Annotated in this window: 13 protein-coding genes; 10 read left to right on the top strand and 3 right to left on the bottom strand. The window is 40.8% G+C overall.

The window, feature by feature from the left end:
- The first annotated feature begins 42 nt into the window (after nt 1-42).
- The 3 genes from groL to AC3WJJ_RS14925 all read left to right on the top strand — a co-directional run bounded on the left by groL (nt 43) and on the right by AC3WJJ_RS14925 (nt 4,441).
- Nucleotides 43-1,671, top strand: a complete 1,629-nt coding sequence (gene groL / locus AC3WJJ_RS14935) for a chaperonin GroEL (RefSeq protein ID WP_422658159.1) — start codon at nt 43-45, stop codon at nt 1,669-1,671.
- Between the two features lie 550 nt (nt 1,672-2,221).
- On the top strand, nt 2,222-3,571 hold the full coding sequence (locus AC3WJJ_RS14930) for an AAA family ATPase (protein ID WP_492541758.1): 1,350 nt from the start codon (nt 2,222-2,224) through the stop codon (nt 3,569-3,571).
- An 18-nt stretch (nt 3,572-3,589) separates the two neighbouring features.
- Entirely contained in the window at nt 3,590-4,441 is an 852-nt protein-coding gene (locus AC3WJJ_RS14925) for an RloB domain-containing protein (protein ID WP_492541756.1), read from the top strand.
- A gap of 1,188 nt (nt 4,442-5,629) precedes the next feature.
- Here AC3WJJ_RS14925 and AC3WJJ_RS14920 read toward each other — a convergent pair.
- Complete coding sequence (locus AC3WJJ_RS14920; protein WP_492541754.1) at nt 5,630-6,598, bottom strand: choloylglycine hydrolase family protein; 969 nt, start codon at nt 6,596-6,598, stop codon at nt 5,630-5,632.
- A 141-nt stretch (nt 6,599-6,739) separates the two neighbouring features.
- On the opposite strand from AC3WJJ_RS14920, the gene AC3WJJ_RS14915 reads away from it, so the two are divergent.
- On the top strand, nt 6,740-7,720 hold the full coding sequence (locus AC3WJJ_RS14915) for a GNAT family N-acetyltransferase (RefSeq protein WP_492541752.1): 981 nt from the start codon (nt 6,740-6,742) through the stop codon (nt 7,718-7,720).
- 65 nt (nt 7,721-7,785) lie between these two features.
- Here AC3WJJ_RS14915 and AC3WJJ_RS14910 read toward each other — a convergent pair whose 3' ends face one another.
- Together AC3WJJ_RS14910 and AC3WJJ_RS14905 are read right to left on the bottom strand one after the other, a co-directional pair.
- On the bottom strand, nt 7,786-8,013 hold the full coding sequence (locus AC3WJJ_RS14910) for a hypothetical protein (RefSeq protein WP_422658156.1): 228 nt from the start codon (nt 8,011-8,013) through the stop codon (nt 7,786-7,788).
- Nucleotides 8,014-8,083: 70 nt separating this feature from the next.
- Nucleotides 8,084-9,058 carry a copper amine oxidase N-terminal domain-containing protein gene (locus tag AC3WJJ_RS14905; protein ID WP_492541749.1) on the bottom strand — a complete coding sequence of 325 codons (975 nt, stop codon included), beginning with the start codon at nt 9,056-9,058 and terminating at the stop codon, nt 8,084-8,086.
- 292 nt (nt 9,059-9,350) lie between these two features.
- On the opposite strand from AC3WJJ_RS14905, the gene AC3WJJ_RS14900 reads away from it, so the two are divergent.
- From AC3WJJ_RS14900 to AC3WJJ_RS14875, 6 genes are all read left to right on the top strand, one after another.
- The gene (locus tag AC3WJJ_RS14900; protein ID WP_492541747.1) at nt 9,351-10,472 is read left to right on the top strand and encodes an FAD-dependent oxidoreductase; all 1,122 of its coding nucleotides are present in this window, start codon (nt 9,351-9,353) and stop codon (nt 10,470-10,472) included.
- A 176-nt stretch (nt 10,473-10,648) separates the two neighbouring features.
- The gene (locus tag AC3WJJ_RS14895; protein WP_492541745.1) at nt 10,649-12,235 is read left to right on the top strand and encodes a PucR family transcriptional regulator; all 1,587 of its coding nucleotides are present in this window, start codon (nt 10,649-10,651) and stop codon (nt 12,233-12,235) included.
- 125 nt (nt 12,236-12,360) lie between these two features.
- Nucleotides 12,361-13,629, top strand: a complete 1,269-nt coding sequence (locus AC3WJJ_RS14890; RefSeq protein WP_492541743.1) for a cytosine permease — start codon at nt 12,361-12,363, stop codon at nt 13,627-13,629.
- Nucleotides 13,626-14,729, top strand: coding sequence for an S-methyl thiohydantoin desulfurase family protein (locus AC3WJJ_RS14885; RefSeq protein ID WP_492541741.1), 1,104 nt, complete (start codon nt 13,626-13,628; stop codon nt 14,727-14,729). The genes AC3WJJ_RS14890 and AC3WJJ_RS14885 overlap by 4 nt, the downstream gene beginning before the upstream one ends.
- The gene (locus AC3WJJ_RS14880; protein ID WP_492541739.1) at nt 14,722-16,272 is read left to right on the top strand and encodes a hydantoinase/oxoprolinase N-terminal domain-containing protein; all 1,551 of its coding nucleotides are present in this window, start codon (nt 14,722-14,724) and stop codon (nt 16,270-16,272) included. Before AC3WJJ_RS14885 ends, AC3WJJ_RS14880 begins: the two co-directional genes overlap by 8 nt.
- Nucleotides 16,273-16,588: 316 nt before the next feature.
- Nucleotides 16,589-18,616 (top strand): glycosyl hydrolase family 18 protein, encoded by a 2,028-nt coding sequence (locus AC3WJJ_RS14875; protein ID WP_492542067.1) that lies wholly within the window; start codon nt 16,589-16,591, stop codon nt 18,614-18,616.
- The last annotated feature ends 223 nt before the right edge of the window (nt 18,617-18,839 follow it).

Below are 18,839 nucleotides of genomic sequence, written 5' to 3'. Positions count from 1 at the left end.
GAATGTTAAATTTTCATAATCCATTAGGAGGTATGTTATAACATGGCTAAAGATATTAAGTTTAGTGAAGACGCCCGCCGCGCAATGCTTCGTGGTGTTGATGCATTGGCAAACGCAGTTAAAGTAACGCTCGGTCCGAAAGGCCGTAACGTTGTATTGGAGAAGAAATTCGGAAGCCCGCTCATCACGAATGACGGTGTAACGATTGCTAAAGAAATCGAGCTTGAAGATGCATTCGAGAACATGGGTGCTCAGCTTGTTAAAGAAGTAGCTACAAAGACTAATGATGTTGCCGGTGACGGTACAACAACTGCAACGGTTCTTGCTCAAGCAATGATTCGTGAAGGTCTGAAGAACGTAACTGCAGGCGCTAACCCAATGGTTATCCGTAAAGGTATCGACAAAGCGGTTCGTGCAGCTGTTGAAGAACTTAAGAACATTTCCAAAACAATTGAAGGCAAACAATCCATCGCTCAAGTTGCTGCGATCTCTGCAGCTGACGAAGAAGTTGGCCAACTGATTGCTGAAGCTATGGAAAAAGTGGGCAAAGACGGTGTTATCACGGTTGAAGAATCCCGCGGTTTCTTGACTGAGCTGGAAGTTGTAGAAGGTATGCAATTTGACCGTGGCTACATCTCCCCATACATGATTACAGATACGGATAAAATGGAAGCTGTTCTTGAGAATCCATACATCCTGATCACAGATAAGAAAATTACAAACACGCAAGAAATCTTGCCGATCCTTGAGAAGATCGTACAACAAGGCAAAGCACTTGTTCTGATCGCTGAAGACATCGAAGGCGAAGCTCAAGCGATGCTGATCGTGAACAAATTGCGCGGAACATTCAACGCTGTAGCTGTTAAAGCTCCTGGCTTTGGTGACCGTCGTAAAGCAATGCTGCAAGATATTGCTGCATTGACTGGCGGCCAAGTGATCACTGAGGAACTCGGTCTTGACCTGAAATCCGCTACAATCGATCAATTGGGTACTGCTCGTCAAGTACGCGTAACTAAAGAGAACACAATCATCGTGGACGGCGCTGGTAACAAAGAAGACATCGCTGCTCGCGTTAAGCAAATCCGTAACCAACTCGAAGAAACAACTTCCGAGTTCGATAAAGAGAAGTTGCAAGAGCGTCTTGCTAAACTTGCTGGCGGCGTAGCCGTAGTTAAAGTTGGCGCAGCAACTGAAACAGAATTGAAAGAGCGCAAGCTTCGCATCGAAGATGCTCTGAACGCAACTCGCGCTGCGGTTGAAGAAGGTATCGTATCCGGTGGTGGTACTGCACTCGTGAACGTATATGGTGCTGTTGCAGCAGTAGAAGCAGAAGGCGATGAGAAGACAGGCGTGAACATTGTTCTACGTGCTCTTGAAGAGCCTATCCGCACAATCGCTGCTAACGCAGGTCAAGAAGGTTCCGTTATCGTTGAGCGTCTGAAGAAAGAAGAGATCGGCATCGGCTACAACGCTGCAGCTGATACTTGGGTGAACATGTTCGAAGCAGGTATCGTTGACCCTGCTAAAGTAACTCGTTCCGCTCTTCAACACGCAGCTTCCGTTGCGGCTATGTTCTTGACTACTGAAGCAGTAATCGCTGACAAGCCAGAACCAGAAAAACCAGCTATGCCAGATATGGGCGGCATGGGTGGAATGGGCGGCATGATGTAATAAACTCTTACTAACCTTGATATATAAGGGTTGAGAATGTTATTCATGTAATGCTAACTTTTTGCTGATTTTACTCAATTGATTTTTTATAAAGGGCCTTTCGTGAGTTCACTGAACTTATGAGAGGTCCTTTCTTTAATGTTTTTGGTATTTTTGTCATAGATCCTTTACGAAGCTCGTACTATCAAGTATTTGAGCAAGGCTAATGACATTTAAATCCTAAAAAATTGCGAAACAAATGTAAGGGGATTACAAGTGTAATATTTTTTTTGATATTACAGCATTCACTAGGAGAAATTACAAATTACAAGGAGTGAGTTTTAAAGTACTTTGGTTCGCTTCTTTCATCACCTTATATATTAATCTTTAAGTGGGGATGTGCAAAAATCCTGATGTGCTGTAGTTGATTATTTTTGAAGAGGTTTATAAATGTAGACTTACTCACATAAGTGATGTAATCACGTAAATTTAAGTGTTTAAGCTTATATTTTATCTGATTGATGTATATAATAGTAATAGAAGTGAAAAAATCACTTGAGGAGTTGGTTTTATGTTAGTGAACTTTAGATTTAGTAATTACTTATCCTATAATAAGCTGGCGGAGTTTTCAATGGTTAATGGAAATACCAGAAGGCATCCAAAACATGTAATGAAATTTAAAGATGTATCCTTATTAAAATTTGCGGCTGTATACGGAGCAAATGCCTCAGGAAAATCTAACTTGGTTAAAGCTATAGGTTTTTCAAAAAGTTTAGTAGTTAATGGTTTCAATAGTATAGTTACCTCTGACAAATATTGTAAGATATTTCCTCGGAATAAAGATGAACTTACACATTTTGAATATGAAATAATGATTGAAGATGCAGTATATTCATATGGTTTTTCAGTCAACCTGTATGAAAAAATGATATATAGAGAATGGTTATATTCACTTTCCAACAATGAAGAAGAGGAATTATTTGTGATAGAATTAGAAAATGGCAAATATAAATATGAAATAAACTATGAATCGTTAGGTATTTATGGGAGTGAAAGATCGAGATTACAATTTTATTTAGAAGATTTTAGTTTGTTGGCAAATTCTTTATTTATCACAGAATTAAATATAAATAAAAAGCCTTTTTTAAGTAAAAATAATGAATCTTTATTCAATTTACTTTATTTATGGTTTCGAGATAAATTAGAAGTGATTTCCCCTGACGAATCTCCAACAGAAAGTGGAATTACTTATTTAAGAAAAGATAATGGAATTGCACTTTCCAATTTCCTAGATTCATTTGGTACAGGTGTAAAAGAAATAGGTACAAAAGAAATACACGAAAAAGATATGTATAATGAATTACCTTTAAAAATAGTCAAGAAGATACTTGAAGAAATTAGAGGTAATGATTCAGGATCTAGACATGCATTATTAAAAACACCAAATAATATATACGAAATAGAGAATGAAGATAATAATATGACAATTAAAATAGTATATTTTAAACATTCTTCGGAAGAAGTTCTGTACTCATTGGGTGAAGAATCAGATGGGACAGTTAGGTTGGTGGAGATTTACGACATATTAGCAAGTGATAGCGAGAAGATATTTGTAGTCGATGAAATTGATCGAAGTCTTCATCCAAACCTAACACATAATTTCATAAAGACTTATCTACAAAAAGAGAATAAAGGACAATTAATTGTTACTACCCATGAAGATCGCCTGCTAGATTTAGATATGTTACGGAGAGATGAAATTTGGTTTGTTGAAAAACAAGAAGATGGAGAATCAAATCTATATTCATTAGAAAAATTTAAAGAAAGATTCGATAAGGACATACTAAGAGCATATTTGGATGGCAGGTATGGAAGTATACCTAAATTTAAGTTATTCACAGATGTAGAATTAAGTGAGTGAAAAAGGTGGGGGTTAGTTGTGTCGTTTAGACTTTCAAGAAAAATACCGAATCAGTCTAGAAGTATCCCTGAAAAAGAAGAAGCTAAGAAAAAGTTTTTCTTTATTTTAGAAGGCGAAAAAACTGAACATATTTATATGAGAGAAGTAGCGCAAAATAATAAAGATTCCTTAATTGATGTATTGATTTTAGAAAGAATTCAAGGTACTCATTCTAATCAATATAAGATAACGTCTTCAATCCAAAATTACTTAGAAAAAAATTCGGAACTTAGTCAAGAAATCAAAGATAAACTTTTTGTTTTGTGTGGTGAATATGAGGAGGAAGATATAAATGAAACAGAATTGATGGAATCTCTAGACCAGATATTAGGGAATATGAAAGAGCTCTTTATTACTGATTATAACGACAATGTTATTGAACAAATAAAAGTATTAAACGAGTTGAATAATTATGAAGAAGGTTATGATAGAATTTGCTTAATATTAGACAGAGATTATAGAAGCTTTAAAGATAATCAATATGATGAAGTATTAAGAATATGTGAGGAAAATAATTTCATGTTAGGTATAACTAATCCTAATTTTGAATTTTATTTACTTTTACATATTAACGATGCAAAACAATACGACATGACAAAACTCTTGCAAAATCCTAACCGTACAAATAAAAAGAAGTTTGTTGAGTATGAACTAAACGAGGGGTTAAGGCCTTTTCAAGAATCTTATAAAAAGAAAAAGTTCAATCCGAAATTTTTTGTGGATAGATTCTCAGATTATATTGTTAATATAGAGGGTTATGAAGTTGATAATAATAAATTAAAGAATGAACTCGGAAGTTCGGTTCATGAAATAATTAAACTATTTCTTTAATTGGGCATTAAGGAAAAAAGGGAGAGATCACAAGTTGAAAATTGGGGAAGACGTTTTAAAGGATTATTCATACCTACCTATTAACTTCGAATGAGGACGGTAAAAGGTTTTAATGAAAATTCCGTCTAAATTAGAGAATGACTTAATAATTATACAATAGATGTCTTATTAATTGGTACTACAACAGTTGTTGGTATGTAGTAGAGGAATATTAAACTTAATAGATTTTAAAAGTACTTACCGATATATGCTACGGTAGAGCAGGAAAGCAGTGAAGAAGATGAAGTTATGGATGAAATTATAGAATCATCTTCGGAATATAGAGATGGAGTTCAACAATTAGCCAGGGATGAATATCATTATTTAGATGTTTTAGCTGTTATTCAAAAAAAGTGAGTTGTAGTCTTTTATGGGGTGAGTATTTTGTACAGAAATGAAATATTTGCATATAAAAAACACAATTAATATCTTATATGATCACCGAAAAGAAAGGATATAGAAGTTTTAACACTTGCATAAGTTGAATGAGCTATGAGGATGACCAGTATATTAATTGGATATTGATTGAATATAAAATTTATTGATGATGAAAAATACGTAGGAGAAGCACTGCTTGAGTTCCATACTTTTTTACTATAAGCGTTCCCATAGAAATAGAATCTAAAGAAGAAGATCAGTTTCAGTACATTGAAAGTATAGAAGAGTTTACAACATCAATTGACTATTAACTGTAGGAGCTAAGTATACTGACAAATAGAAAAAGGTTAACCATAATGATGCTGTCTAGTGCAATTTTTTGTCTAGTATAGCAATCATAATTATATTTATATTTCAACCAGATACTTCAAATCCATAGAAAAAACGACTTTCTGTTCACGCTTCAATAACTATGATATCAAGGATACGAGAGATCAATCATATGTGATGGCTGTAGGCAAGATTGGTTCACAGCATGAAATTTCTAGGTTTGCCGTTTGATCCGTAGTCCAATAAACAAAGTTTAATGAAGAAGACGCATTTGATAATAATTACAAATCTACCAGTGAATTCGAAGAATAGCTAACTGAATAGGTCGAGGGATTCTGAATTCCTTTGTTATCAAGGATTGAGTAGGTTGATTGGTGGAGGGGTAAACACTCCACAGAAGCAATAGCGAAATCCTTGATTTTCAGAGGTTTCGCATAGGTGCTAGGGAAATTCAATTCTTCCAAGATAGATGGGCTGCGTGCCATGAGTATTATAATTCCAAAGGCATGCCGTTAAGATTTGATTATTATCATAGGTTTTAAAATAGTATTCACATGTATTTGTGTTCATAAAAGCAATATATTTCGTATAATCATAGGTTCCTCGATCTGTTATAACAATGCCCTTAGGAATGAAGACGCTATTCATCAGATGAAAGCATGTCATAATTGTTCCGCCTTGACTGCTCGGCAGATGAGTATGTGTTTTTAGAAATGCTGTACGAACAAAGCGCTCGGGAGATGTAAAGCCACCTGGTAGCTGCATTGTTCCTGCTCCTTGGCCAAAAGGGGTTAGGGGAACACTACCCCAATTCACTTTCTTTTCTTGCGTAGTTGATACATCCATATAATTTCTTAGATTGGTCATATGCCAGAGAAAATCAGGGCTATTTGCCATGACCCCTATCGGATTATCTAAGATTTCAATCCCCGTTTTTGTCTGCTCAATCACAACACATTTCCCACTTCGATCTGTAGCAATCCAATGTAAGGGAGCGGCTTTTTGTGTAACAGGATCGGGAACACCTACAATACGAACGTTTTTTAATAAAGGCTGTAAATCATCTACTGAGCTACAACGACCTAACAGATAGTGTAGAAAATCTAAGGAAGCAACAGACTCGTTGTTCCCTAACGGCAACTCATAATTAGCATAACCTTCAAAATATAACGTTGCTGCCGCAAACCCTCGCTCGTTTACGCCATCAAAAAAACCTAACATACCATCTGTTTCTTGACCGATAGCCATAAAGCTGTAGTGATTTATATTTTTGTTCATTGTTGCAAGGCTATGCCATTGATAATTTCTCGGTATTACATAAAGTCCAGGTTCGATAGGGTGGGAAAAATCCATAGTTCTTCCAAAGAAGTTTTCCCCTTGCAAGGATTGTAATGAAATAGCAGTACACATATCACTTAACCTCCGATGTTATAAAATCCCTAAATATAATTTATGTTCCAGAATGAAATATATTGCTTGTTTCAAAATCATCTCAAGACATGAGATAATAAGGAAAATAAAACCAAATATATCTTTGGAGGAATGCATACCTTGTCTAAATTTACGATTCGCCCACTACGCAAGGAAGATTATCCAGCAGCAGCCTCGCTGATCAACTTTTTGTGGTCGGTGCCCATAACGGCTGAGCAGTTGCAGGCGGATGAGGAGAGCATACCGCCAGGGCAGCTACATTATAACGAGGACGGCGAACTCATGGGCTGGGATCGTCCGAAGTGGGTGGCAGAGAACGAGCAGGGGGATGTCATTGGATATACGATCATCTGGCGCGCACCTTGGGGTGAGCCGGGAAATCTGGATCTCACGTTGGTCGTTCATCCGGAGGAACGCGGCTATGGAGTTGGCAGGGCTTTGTACAATGAAGTAAAGTTATGGGCTCAAAAGGTAAAAGCATCTCGACTTATTTGCTTCATGAAGGAGGATGATGAGACTTCACTCCGTTTTGCACAACGGCGGGGTTATGAGCAGGAGCGTCATACCTTCGAATCCGTTCTGGAGCTATCCTCTTTTTCGAATGAAGATTTATTCCAGTGCATTGGCGCGGCTGAGCAGTCCGGCATTCGGTTTGTAACGCTGGCGGATGAGCCTGGTGAGGAGAATGAACGAAAGCTTTATGACCTGTACCGCATAACCCATCAGGATATTCCGGGATATAACGAGGACTTTCCTTGGTTCGAAGAGTGGCGGAAGTGGAACCTTGATATGCCTGGCGTGGAGCCTAGATACATACATATCGCCAAAGACGGAGAAGGTTACATCGGCGTAGTGACACTGCAGAAGAACGAAGAAATTAATGCGATGTATCATCAATATACTGGCGTCTTACCGGAATACCGGGGGAAGCGGATTGGTCTCGCGTTAAAACTTCTGGGCATTCAATCTGCGTGTGCTGAGGGGGCGACTTCTCTGAGAACTCATAACGATTCGATGAACACTCCCATGCTTCGTATCAACCGTGATCTGCTAGGATTTAACGCGGTTCCAGGGAACTATAAAATGGTATGTAAGATTTAAGGTAGGTAAGAAAACGTTCTTATAATTACAACAAAAGCTGCCTTATGGCAGCTTTTTATGATTGTTTATTTTTCCCCTTTTTGAATCCATTCGCCGAACTGCTTCATGGCTTTCTCGCTGTGTACGTATTTGTACGTCTTGCCATCGTCATAATGAAAAATCGCCGCACTATCTTCGTCACCTTCGATTTCGGACGAGATCGATAGGATGCGTTCCACGTCAAGCAGCTTGAAATTTCCCTGATCGTCTTCCGCCGGTATGGCTTGTTGTTTTGATTCTTCTTCCATGTTCATGATGTAGCCTCCACATTCCGTTTTGTTTTATTGTAACCGAACAGAGAAGGATTTGCATTTGTGTTAGCTTCTATAACCCAGCTTCATAAAATAAAATTTGCTCATCATTATCATCTAAGTCTATCGCGTAGAATGAAGCACCCTCTTCAAGGTAGTTATAACGGGCAAGATAAAGAGGCTGTTTAAGATGATAAGTTCCATCTGTATTGCTTGTTATATTTTCAGGATTGAATGGCTCCGGATAAATGGGCGCATCAAAAGAGAGATATATATAAACGCTAAAATCTTCTTTGTTATATTTCTCATATAGATCCTTTGCAAGGTCTTTAGTTAATTTAAATATGTATGATAAATTATTTCTCGGTGCCTTTATTATTGTACTTATTTGATTCATATCATTCATGTGAATACCAATGGAGAAGCCTGAGGAACTAGTGAGAGTGGTAAGTTTAACATCATAAGAATCTTCATCAATTCTAAGTTTAGAATATTTTGAATTAAGATAGGTTTCGATTTGTTCATCAGTGGCTGTAGATGCTGTTGGATTTTCTGAAGACTGTTGTGTCGGAGTTGGGGTAGGAGTAGGAGTAACAACTGAAGACGATATTTCTGGTTCGCTATTATATACAGTACTCGTTATTTCAATTGTGTTTCCATGATCTCGAACGATCAGTTTGGCACCGGTGGATTCGCTTATAAGCCTAAGTGGCACGAAAACTTTTCCCTCGATGACTACAGGAGAAACTTCTAAGGAAATGCGTTTTCCGTTAATATAAGCATTTTTACTTCCGACAGTTAATACGATTTTGGTACCATTTTTTCTAGCTGTAACTTGTTTTTTTTTCTGATCCCAAGAGGAGGTAATTCCTAGTTTGTTAAAAATGGGTGTAAACTGCACCATTGTTACACCTCGTGTAACAATAGGTTTCTGATCAAATAAAATAGTTTGTCCGTCAATGACAACATTTTTACTTGGGTCTGCACTAACGGAGGATGTTACCAGAGTAAATAGAATTGTAGCAGCAATGGCTATTTTTCTCTTCATCTCATGAATCTCCTTCATATGAAATTAGTCGTACCAGATATTCCATGTACAGTAAGTAATTTATGCTACCGTTATTGTAACTATATAAAGGATAATATACCATTATATTTTTGGGATATTCTGATACATATCCTTATGTCTGTATTGCTCTTTCATTCACTCCCAGCCAAATTCTCCTCCATCTGCTTTAAAATCCTCCGTATCAGTATTAATTCCTCAGATGGAAAATCGCTTTTAAACAACTATCACATTTACTAGTGAACTTTGCATATAACAACGGGAGGGAATACGCATGAATATATTTAATCTACATTATAACCGTACCGCTGATAGAGAAGGATCTGCTGTTATTGTAGGGGCGTCGCTTTCTGGTCTCATGACTGGCATAGCTCTTTCGAGGGAAGGGATACATGTCACGATCATTGATAAGGTTGGGGAGGGACAGCGCACAGGGGCTGGTCTTCGGGTAGACGGTGGAGAGTATGGTGAATCCAGAACCGCGAGATTTTTAAGAAATCTGGTCTCAGGAGGGAGGAGTTGTATACAGCTGTGGTCATCGATAGAGTCTCGTCTCCGTGCAGAAGTTCTGAGTCATCCCAGTATCGACTTACGGTATAACACTCGTGTTCAATCGGTCAATCAGGATGCTGATACCGCTTGGGTTGAGACTGATGCGGGAGAGGTTATTCGAGGCGATATCTTGATTGGTGCAGATGGACATTCCAGCTTGGTCCGGCGTCATGTTGCACCACATAAACCAGATGCGAGATTCGCCGGGTATATGGTATGGATTTCTTCGATGCGTGAGGAAGACTTACCTGAGAAGTATCGCCCACGGGAAAATCATCCACCAGTTACGATGCTAGATAGCAGCAACGGTTTTTTATTCGGATCGGTTATTGAACGAGAGGATAGCTCATCTGGTTCAGGGAATCGGCGGATTGGATGTACATGGTACGATAATTCCCGCAATGATCTACTGTATCACTTGGGATGTATAGAAGGAAGTGTTGTGGTTCACTCTCTTAATGGCGCAGATATACCTGAAAAGACGCTCATAGAGTTAGCGGACCAAGCTTCTGAGAAATGGCCTGAGCCTTGGTCATCCGTCATGCGTCATGCTGTTCAGACGCGTAATATCATTGGTATACCGATCAAAGAATATGTTCCTGACAATCTTGTTAGAGGACGAATCGGCTTGGTTGGAGATGCGGCTCATGTACCTGCACCTGTTACGGCCAGCGGATTTAATGAATCGCTACAAGATGCTGCAGTGTTAGGTGAATGTGTTTCGAAGGGCATACATGCCAATAAGGCGATTGAAGCTTTGAGAAAGTATGAATCTCTTCGTTTAGAGAGAGTGCGTCAAATGGTACTGTCAGGGCAATTTTTCAGCCAGACGTTTAGGGAATAGTTTACTTAAAGAGGTCTTCCATTACGTTGTTTAACTTCGTGGAAGGCCTCTTTTCATTTTATAGAGCAGGATTAAGATACCTAGCTTATAGTGTAAGGGTTATAATATGAATATGATGTAATAACGATATAAGAAAAACAACATGAGATAACAACACAGAAGAAGTGGTGATGAACATGGGGATCACGGTACAAGATATGCTGCAACTGCCTTCCTTTCGGGGAGCTAAGGTACTCACGGGACAAAATAATCTTCAGCGTACGATATCCTCTTTATCTGTATTAGAGGTTTCGAATGCAGAGTATTCCTCTAGGATCGTGCATACCATCCAAGAAGAATGGTATGCAGAAGAGATTGTGATCAGTTCTTTTTACTCCATTAAAGATAGCGTTGCGAAGCAGTGCGAAACGATTGAATACTTACACGGACTTGGAGAAGTGGGGTTAATTCTTTACTATGTTGGAATCATCCTTCCGGAAGTGGCTGAAGAGGTGCTGAAATTAGCTGAGTCCAAAAATTTCATCATCATCTGCATGCCGGAGAATGATTCGTCACTTCGTTATAACGAAGTGATCTATGAAGTGATGGAATCGATCATTCTGAACAATCAGACGATCAATGATAATTTTGTCAATGAAGCGTTAGAGAAGGTATCACTGTTGCCGGAGCACACGCGAAGCGTAGAAATGACACTGAAGATTCTGTCTGATCGGCTGAAAGCGAATATCATCCTGACGAACACCCACATGGAGATTGTAAATCAAGTGATGTGGCCGCGTAATTCATCGCTAGACGTGGTCCCTCTGATTGAGACTTATGCACCCTATTTGTTACAAGGGATGAAAGGACAAGAATCGTCGATTTCAGATGGCTTTGTGGAATATAAGAGCATTCATCAGAAGAACGGGGAAGTGCTGTATCTATTTTTGATCAAAGAGAACACCAAATTGCCTGCGAAGACCATGGATAAGATCAGCGAGGTTGTGCAGGTGGCGATTAATTTGTGGGGGGATAAGCACAACGAGGTTAGCGAATATGCCTTAGTCAAAGCGATCATTAATGATGAAAGTGAGAAAATGCGAAGACTGGCTCATCTGCTCCATATTGATGTCTCTTCCATTCAAATGATGTGGCTCGTGTACATTCATGATTTGTCGCAAGAGAAGCGAATTCGTGAAGAGCTGGAAGAGCATCTGTTCAAGTATTACAAAACATCAGTCATCCAAACCATCGACCATTGTATCATCGCCCTCATGGGGAATTGCTCTTACAAGTACAACGAGTATGAAATTGCTGCGGAGTATATCGATACGACCCATTCATCTGCGCTAATTTCTGAAATGGTCTATGCTCCGCGGATGAGAAATACTCAAGATGTGCGGCGTATGTATCAGCTCGTGAACAGTGTTGGACGTAAGGTCCATCTCATTTATGAGCATCGTAAATTATTTACGGCGGCGGAGATCCGTTCAATGAAGCAAGCTATTGATTTGAGTGTACAGGGAGAAGAAGCTCTGGAGGAATGGATGGCTGTCATGGAGCCAATTATGAGCGACCAAGATTCGCTTAAGACTCTAATGACCTTTTTGCTGGATGCAAAGGGGAATTTCGATGTCTGCGGCAAAATGCTATTCGTCCATAAAAACACGGTGAAATATCGCATTAAGAAGATTAGCGAGTTAATTGGTTACGATGTAACGGTCAACTCTGAATCCTACGATGTGTATATGGCTTGCATGATTTATCGACTTATTCATAGCTAGTGTAATCCGTAACTTTTGTCGTTAAGACAAAAATTACGGATTTTTTTTTGGTTTAAGAAAAAGACGTAAACCTATGATTCCATCTATACTAAGTGAAATTTACTTTTCGAGGAGGCGGAAATGACATGAGAAAGGACGGAGAACACCAGTCTTGGTTCACCTTAGGGATGGTGTGGGCTGGAGCGGTGATCAGTATACCCGGTCTGCTGGTCGGGAATACGCTCATATCTGGCATGAGCTTACCTAAAACATTGTTAATCGCGTTTTTGGGATATGCCATTATCGTAGCCTTAATGATTCTTCAGGGGATTCAAAGTACGGATCTAGGCAAATCGACCGTTCAAGTCGCAGCTCAGGTATTTGGTAAAAAAGGCTCGCGAACGATTTTATCCATTATTCTCGCCATTGCTTGCCTCGGTTGGTTCGGGATTCAGGCTAATGTCTGCGGCGCTGCCTTGGCAAATCTGCTAGCGGATTATGGAATGAATATCCCCGTGCCCCTTGCTTCTTTCATTAGTGGCTTGGTCATGGTGGTCTCAGCGATGTACGGTATTAAAGTGCTTCGGGTACTTAGTTATATAGCAGTGCCTTTACTGATCGTTGTATGTATATATGGTTTAGTCCAAGCGTTCACAATGGATTCGATCCAGAACATTTGGAGTTACCAGCCGGAGAAACAGATGAAATTCATGGACGGATTAGCCGTAACCATCGGATCATTTGCCTTAGGAGCGGTAATTGCAGGCGATTATTCACAGTTCTCTAGAAAGCGCTCGGATGTGCTCAAAGCAGCATTGATCGGCATCGTTCCTTCCGGCGTACTTATGATTAGTGTGGGAGCCATACTATCCTTCGCTTACCAGACGAGTGATATTGCGGCTGTCTTTATCAATATTACAACACCATTTATTGGGGGAACGGTATTGATTCTGGCTACGTGGAAAACGAACATGGTTAACGCCATCTCGGGTGGATTTGCACTCACTAATGTCCTTCATATTTCTAAAGAGAAAGAGAAATGGGCTGTAGGGGGTGCTGGACTCATCGGGACGGTACTTGCCGTAATCGGTATTTTGAATTACTTCACACCGGTGATGTCGATCTTGTCAGCGATGGTTCCACCTGTCGCAGGGGTTATGATTGCATCCTACTGGATTATGAACAAAGGGGATAAGAATAGCTGGAAGGAAACAGAGGGCATGAATCGCCTGGGTGTCTTCTCATGGCTGATTGGCTCGATCATCGCTTGTATGCCGGTTGTGTTGTCCTTTTTCCCAAACTTGCCACAAGTATCGAACCAGCCACTACTCGGCATCATCATTTCATTTGTTCTGTATATCGTCGGTTATAGAATTACGGCTACAAAGTCTGTCATCATGGAGGGAAATCAATGAGATATTTAGATAAACAATCGATTGAACATATTGCTGTAGGTGCTGCATTTTTAGGAACGGGTGGAGGAGGAGATCCTTATATCGGTAAACTCATGGCGCTTTCGGCTATCGAAAAACACGGACCCGTTAGACTATACACCGTAGATGAGATCGAAGATGAAGACTTCTTCATTCCTGCTGCCATGATGGGGGCACCTTCGGTATTAGTGGAGAAGTTCCCGAAAGGGGACGAGTTTGTTAAGGTGTTTCAGATGCTAGCCAAGTATTTGGGCAAAGACAAGATAACAGGCACGTTTCCGATGGAAGCGGGCGGAGTCAATTCGATGATTCCCATCGTTGTTGCTGCACAGCTGAATTTACCGCTTATCGACTGTGATGGGATGGGGAGAGCATTTCCGGAACTTCAGATGGTGACCTTCAACCTGGATGGCATTTCGGCAGCACCGCTTGCCATCTCGGACGAGAAAGGAAACATCGGTATCTTCGAGACGATCGACAATAAGTGGACTGAACGGTTAGCTCGTACAGCAACGGTGGAGATGGGAGCTAGTGCGCTAGTAAGTCTATATCCAACGACAGGTGCTCAGATTAAGAAGAGTGGTGTTCACAACATCGTGACTCTATCTGAGCAGATCGGAGAGATCATTTCATCTAAGAATAGAGATGCCAAAGACAAGCTTGAGCAGTTGTTGAATCTGACATCCGGGTATGAGCTGTTCCAAGGGAAAATTACAGATGTCATCCGAGAAACCAAGGGCGGCTTCAATTTCGGAAAAATGAACTTGGAAGGCATTGAAACGAATAAAGAAGAACAGATGAAGGTTTACTTCCAGAACGAGAACCTCCTTGCCGAGAAGAATGGTCAGGTTATCGCAATGACACCGGATTTAATCTGTCTGGTCGATTATGAAACCTTGCTTCCCGTGACAACGGAGAGTTTGAAATATGGTAAACGTGTCCGCGTCATTGGGCTTCCCGCCCATCCGAAGTGGAGAACTGACATCGGCATTGAAACGGTAGGGCCGAAGTATTTTGGGTATGATTACGATTACGTTCCGATCGAGGAACTGGTAGGTAAGGCGGTGGCTAAACATGTATAGAATCGGAATCGATGTAGGCGGCACGAATACAGATGCTATCATTTTGGACGAGCATAACCAACTGATTCATAGCATTAAATCTCCAACGACACTGGATATTAAGACGGGTATTGAGACATCGCTGCGGAATGTATTGAGTGAAGCGAACATTGATAAAACGAAAATCACTCACGCCATGCTCGGTACAACGCAGTGTACGAATGCCATTGTGGAACGAAAAAAACTAGCGAAAGTAGGCGTGATTCGCTTAGGGTACCCTGCTACAGCTTCTGTACTTCCCTATACAGCTTGGCCTGAAGACATGGTCGAGAAGCTATCAGGAAATTATGCATTAGTTCATGGTGGATATGAATATGATGGTCAATTGCTGGGGGAGTTGAGCGAGCAGGAGATTCAAGATCTTTTGGCCGATTGGCGTGAAAAGGTAGAGTCTATTGCGATTATTGGCGTTTTCTCATCCATCAAAAATGACCAAGAACTTAAGGTTCGAGATATGATCTGGGAAGCATACGGGGAGAACTATCCGGTTTCTTGCTCCTCCTTAATCGGGTCTGTCGGTCTGATTGAACGGGAGAATGCAACGATACTGAACGCGGCTCTATGCCAAGTCATTGAGACTACGGCTACAGGATTTACGAATGCGCTAGAAGCCGAAGGGATTCAAGACGCACAAGTGTACTTATGTCAAAATGATGGTACGCTCATGTCGATTGAATATGCGAAACAATTCCCGATCCTTACGATTGCTTGTGGGCCGACGAATAGCATTCGAGGTGCTTCCTATTTAGCGAACATTAAAGACACGATGGTCATTGATGTCGGCGGTACCACTTCGGATATCGGTGTTTTGCAAGATGGATTTCCAAGAGAGTCCTCTGTCGCTGTGGAAGTTGGAGATATTCGCACGAACTTTAGAATGCCGGATATTATCTCCGTAGGACTTGGCGGGGGAAGCATTGTACGTGTGGACAACGGAAAAATTACAGTGGGTCCGGATAGCGTAGGCTATAAGATCACAGAAGAGGCACTCGTCTTTGGTGGAGATACCCTTACTACGACGGACATCGCCGTACGCCTTGGATTACTTGAAGTAGGGGACAAGAATCTAGTAAGCCATATTGATGAAGATTTTGCGAGACAAGTGCAATCAGTGATTTCTTCGATCCTGTCTAACGCAGTTGATAAAATGAAGACTTCTTCCGAAGATGTACAGGTCGTACTCGTCGGCGGGGGTAGCGTCATTATTCCAGATGAGATTCCCGGGGTAACGGAGATTGTGAAAGTGGAGAACGGCGGAGTCGCGAATGCCATCGGTGCATCAATCTCTCAGATTAGCGGGCAGTATGAGCAGATTTACATTTATTCACGCGAACCGAGAGAACAATCACTTCAGGATGCTGAGGAAAAAGCGGTGAAACAGGCAGTTATGGCGGGCGCTGATCCCAATACGATTAAATTGGTTGAAGTCGAAGAGACGCCGCTAGCTTATCATCCGGAAAATGCAACACGCTTAAGAGTCAAAGTGGTAGGTAAAATGAGTTAGAAACGCCAGTGAAAAAGCAGCGCTAATGAAATAGCGTTGCTTTTTTGCTGTAATGCTCACGTTTAAACAAGCAGGGCATTAGACCGCTTAATCAATTTATGTAAAATATTGAATAATATATAAAATTTTATCATAACCTCTGATATCTTATGGGCGCTTTCAATTCACCTAGCCAAATACATAGAGCGATACGAGAAGGATGGTGACTAAGCGTAACCTTTAGGATCGTAAACCCAAATGGAATGGAGTGTGGTAAAGTTTGAAAAAAGTTAATAAAGTTAAAAAAGTTAGTGCTATCTTGCTTTTGGTCTTGATTATGGTCTTCACAGCCATACCGCTTACAGCCTTCGGCGCTGCACCTTGGGCACCGAATACGGCCTATAAAACAGGCGATCTTGTTACCTACGGAACAGATACCTATCAGTGTGTACAGGGACATACCTCTCTTGTTGGCTGGGAACCACCAAACGTACCTGCACTGTGGAGCAAACAAACAGCTTCTACAGATACACAGCCACCAACGACTCCAACCAGTGTTAATGCAAGCAATGTCACCAGTAATTCTGTTACATTAACTTGGAGCGCCTCAACAGATCAGGTGGGTGTCACTGGTTACGATGTGTACAACGGTACCGCATTAGCTGGATCTACAACAACGACTTCCTACACAGTAACAGGTTTGACTGCTAATACACTGTATACTTTCACAATTAAAGCAAGGGATGCCGCTGGCAATGTTTCAGCACCCAGCACATCAGTTAACGTATCGACTAGTGCGGTTGCTTCAGATACAGTACCACCAACAGCGCCAGGTAATATAACAGCATCTACCATAACTACAAGTTCAATATCTCTAAGCTGGAATGCTTCAACAGATAACATCGGCGTGACAGGGTACCAGATCTATAATGACACGACGCTCGCTGGTTCATCGAATACAACTTCTTACACCGTCACAGGATTGACGGCGAACACGACTTATACTTTTACGGTGAAAGCCAAAGATGCAGCAGGCAATATTTCAGCAGCTAGTCAAGCGCTCCAAGTGACAACTAATCCCCAAAACCAAACCACCCCCCAATACGAAATCGTTGGTTACTTTCCCAGCTGGACTACCTACGACTCCCCTTCTTTTACGGCAGATAAAATCGATACGACCAAAGTAACAGCTATTAACTACTCATTCCTTGATGTTTGCTGGAACGGCAGACATGGTAATCCTTCCCCAAGCTCACCGAATCCGAATACCTGGACTTGTCAAAATGGCGACGGAAGTGCAAGTAATGCACCGAACGGTTCCATCGTGCTTGGAGATCCCTATGTAGATGGTACAGCAGATGGCGGGTATAACCAACTGGCTGCGATAAGACAACTAAAGAATACGAATCCTAATCTTAAGTTGTTCGCTGCTGTGGGAGGGTGGACGTGGTCTAACCAATTCTCTAATCTGGCCAATGACCCTGTAACAAGAGGTAATTTCGCTACCTCTGCCGTCAATTTCCTGCGCCAATATCAATTCGATGGAATTGATATTGACTGGGAATATCCGAACAGTATTGGTGTGCCTTGTGCAGCCGGTCAAACATGTCAACGTAACGCTGATAAAGCGAATTATATCCTGCTTCTGCAGACACTTCGCCAGGCGCTAGATACAGCCGGACAACAAGACGGTAAACAATACTATATTACGATTGCTTCAAGCGCGAATTCGAGTTTTCTTGCGGATGCAGGAGGTACAAATAATTGGTTATTGAATGCTTCGCAGTATTTAGACTGGATTAACATCATGGCCTACGATTACTACGGGCCGTGGGATGCAACGAGTGCTGCTGAAGCGCCGCTTTATCATGACCCAGCTAATCCGAATGGCAACAGCCAATTCAGCCTTAGTTCCACAGTCACCAACTACTTAAACAAAGGTATCCCTGCCCAAAAGATAGTTGTTGGGGAACCATTCTATGGTTATGGATGGAAAGGGTGCAATGCAGGTCCTAATAATAACGGATTGTATCAAAGTTGTACTGGTGAAGCGACGGGAGGCTCCGCTGGATCGACCTATGACTTTGCCTTTATGCAAGACACTGGTCTGCTATCGGCTGATTCCACAGGTAAGTATACTGTGGGTGGTAAAGGATATACCCGGTACTGGAACAGTGTGACGAAGACACCATTCCTATATAATCCATCTACCAAAATTTTTATTTCTTACGATGATGAAGAATCGATTCATCTGAAGAATGAGTTTATCAAGTCGAAAGGGTTACGCGGTGCAATGTTCTGGGAATTAAATGCGGATAGAAACAGAACCTTACAAACCGTTGTAAATACAGACCTACCACATTAAGATGATAAATTCGCTTGGGCAGCCATGTAATGTATAAAGAGTGTCAGCTCAATAAAAAACGCTTGGACTAATATACGTCCAAGCGTTTACTGTATGTTGATCTAGTAGGCTAATACCGACTTACTGTGCTCTTACAAATTCGGCTTGATACTAGCTTGACGACCAAAAATAATGATCTTTCACAATGATAAAGTGTATTTTGAAGTGTCTTTAAGAAGACCTA

This window comes from Paenibacillus sp. FW507-14B1B, assembly GCF_058781425.1.
Note: the sequence above shows the minus strand (reverse complement) of the source record. Positions and strands in the feature narration are given on the sequence as shown.

Bases quoted from the DNA above. Each gene is read 5' to 3' on its own strand.
- groL (WP_422658159.1), top strand. From the start codon at position 43: ATGGCTAAAGATATTAAGTTTAGTGAAGACGCCCGCCGCGCAATGCTT.
- AC3WJJ_RS14905 (WP_492541749.1), bottom strand. From the start codon at position 9,058: ATGAAGAGAAAAATAGCCATTGCTGCTACAATTCTATTTACTCTGGTA.
- AC3WJJ_RS14920 (WP_492541754.1), bottom strand. From the start codon at position 6,598: ATGTGTACTGCTATTTCATTACAATCCTTGCAAGGGGAAAACTTCTTT.
- AC3WJJ_RS14930 (WP_492541758.1), top strand. From the start codon at position 2,222: ATGTTAGTGAACTTTAGATTTAGTAATTACTTATCCTATAATAAGCTG.
- AC3WJJ_RS14890 (WP_492541743.1), top strand. From the start codon at position 12,361: ATGAGAAAGGACGGAGAACACCAGTCTTGGTTCACCTTAGGGATGGTG.
- AC3WJJ_RS14885 (WP_492541741.1), top strand. From the start codon at position 13,626: ATGAGATATTTAGATAAACAATCGATTGAACATATTGCTGTAGGTGCT.
- AC3WJJ_RS14895 (WP_492541745.1), top strand. From the start codon at position 10,649: ATGGGGATCACGGTACAAGATATGCTGCAACTGCCTTCCTTTCGGGGA.
- AC3WJJ_RS14875 (WP_492542067.1), top strand. From the start codon at position 16,589: ATGGTCTTCACAGCCATACCGCTTACAGCCTTCGGCGCTGCACCTTGG.
- AC3WJJ_RS14900 (WP_492541747.1), top strand. From the start codon at position 9,351: ATGAATATATTTAATCTACATTATAACCGTACCGCTGATAGAGAAGGA.
- AC3WJJ_RS14910 (WP_422658156.1), bottom strand. From the start codon at position 8,013: ATGAACATGGAAGAAGAATCAAAACAACAAGCCATACCGGCGGAAGAC.
- AC3WJJ_RS14880 (WP_492541739.1), top strand. From the start codon at position 14,722: ATGTATAGAATCGGAATCGATGTAGGCGGCACGAATACAGATGCTATC.